1 protein-coding gene and 1 pseudogene are annotated in these 2,041 nt (G+C 55.7%); both read right to left on the reverse strand.

The window, feature by feature from the left end; all coding sequences use genetic code 11:
• Positions 1 to 383 precede the first annotated feature (383 nt).
• Positions 384 to 953: pseudogene (locus ACFFAR_RS26225) on the reverse strand (aspartate/glutamate racemase family protein); the annotation flags it as partial.
• 3 nt (positions 954 to 956) lie between these two features.
• Positions 957 to 2,041: MFS transporter (locus ACFFAR_RS26230; protein ID WP_174364750.1), on the reverse strand; the 1,085-nt coding region annotated here is incomplete at its 5' end.

The raw sequence follows: 2,041 nt of genomic DNA on the forward strand, positions 1-2,041 counted from the left end.
AGCATGCCGAGCATCCACGGCGCGCCCCCGCGCCCCGCCTCCAGCCGCACGCAGGTCGCGTACAGCGCGAGCGTCGGGTCTTCTGCTTGATGCAAAAGATGCGCAGTTCGATCCGGAATCTGAGGGTTATGTTCGACAAGCATTTTGATGTGATCCTGGTCTCTGCGTGCGACAGTGTTGCGTACGACCTTGTCCATGAAATCGACGGTGGCAGCAGGGCCGATACCACCGACGATTCCTAGTTTGAAACGCACCTTCCTTTGGTCGTCACAGAAGCGGATCGCGAAGTCCGCGTAGACCCGGTGAACGTCCACGACCTCAACTCCTTGAGTGGATCCGGAGCCGGCTGCCACAAGTTCAGAGAAGGTCGCAACGATGATCGAAGCACCTTGTCGCTTAAATTCAGCGCAGACTTCATCGCTGAACGTCAACGCGCTTTTCGCAGTGCCAGATCCGCCTGATTTCTGCCGCGCGCCAAATGAAGAATGTATGACGCGATATGTGTCGGACAGATATCTCTCAAACAATTCCGATTGACGAACGCAATCTGACGTCGCAATGCCGATTGAATCTCCCGGCGCGGCGACTGTCGCGAGGTGTTCGCGGATGGCAACCATCATGTCAATGACCGGCACATCAAGTTCCAACGTCAACTGATCGACGAACGTATAAGCCTCGAAATCAGGAATTAAAATTCTGTCGACGCTTCGCGCTTCGAGCGATTGACACACCTTTAGTAGGCGAAACTTCTGGGCCGCGACCTCGGCAACAGAAGATGCCTGCCTCGAAACATCAAGAAAGAGACTCTGCTCCGTGACAAATCGGAAATCGTCACTGTTCTCTCGTACAATCGGGTTGTCCAGGAGACATGACATCAAGTCAAGGCTCCGCGAACCGCTCGAGCTGCTCGCCACACCGAGCGTTTTTGGATTCATGCCGGACCTCGCTTTCATGACTTAATGAGCCGCTGGCTCCGCGCGCCACGTGAGCGATACAAGGAGCGCGGCCAATCCGGAAACAAGAAGCGCGGAATATGCCCATACATACGAGCCTGGCCTCAGATCGACCAGCATGCCCACTAGGGCCGGCGCGATGGCGGCGGCAACCTGGCCACCAAAGTTGATAAGGCCGGCAGCCGATCCAACCGACTCGTCTGGCATGTGCTTGAGCGGAATCGCAAAGACAGTTCCGTAAATGACGGTGTAGCCCACAAGGCACAGTGTCCACAGAACAAGTAGCGAAGGCAACGAATCGGCGAAGGCCATTAGTGCAAAAAAGACCACAACCGCGCATGCGCCGCACATCATGAAGAGTCGCTCGCGTCCTTGACCTACCTTGTCCAGCATCCAACCAACGATGTTCAGGCAGACGAACGCGACCACGTATGGTCCGGCAGACGCGAGGCCGGCGTGCAAGATATCAATGTGACGTGTTTTGACCAGGAACGAAGGCATCCACGAGATCAACGCTACATAGACGACGTTGCTGAAGAAGAAGATCAACATCGTCTGTCGAAGCATCCGCGAGCGGAATACCGTGCGGAATGCAAGCTTGCCAGCGATTTTCTGACGAGGCGGCGCACGTTTGATGGCCAACCAGAGCACAACCGCGACGACAATCCCCACGAGACCAAACACGTGATACGCGTAACGCCAGCCATGGATATGAACCAATGCGGCGATTGCGCTGGATCCGACTGCGCTACCAAGGAACGAAGCGCCGATAACGAGCGATTTCGCCCGAGCCCGTTCGCCACGCGGAAATGCTTCGGCAACCGTCACTGTACTGGCTGGTACAAACCCGCCTTCTCCGATGCCGAACAAAACTCGGATCACTATGAGGGAGGCGAACGTTGCGGCAAAACCCGTGAGTCCTGTGAAGACCGACCAGCAAGCAACAGAAAAAACAAGAACCGTTCTTGATCCGAAGCGGTCACTAAGTTGCCCCGCGATCAATTGCATGAGCGAATAGCTCACGTAGAACGCACTCAACAGTAAACCCGCAGACTGAGCATCGAGGTTGAAGTCCTTCGAGATAGGGA

The sequence above is a fragment of the uncultured Caballeronia sp. genome, from assembly GCF_964243625.1.
Lineage (GTDB): Bacteria > Pseudomonadota > Gammaproteobacteria > Burkholderiales > Burkholderiaceae > Caballeronia.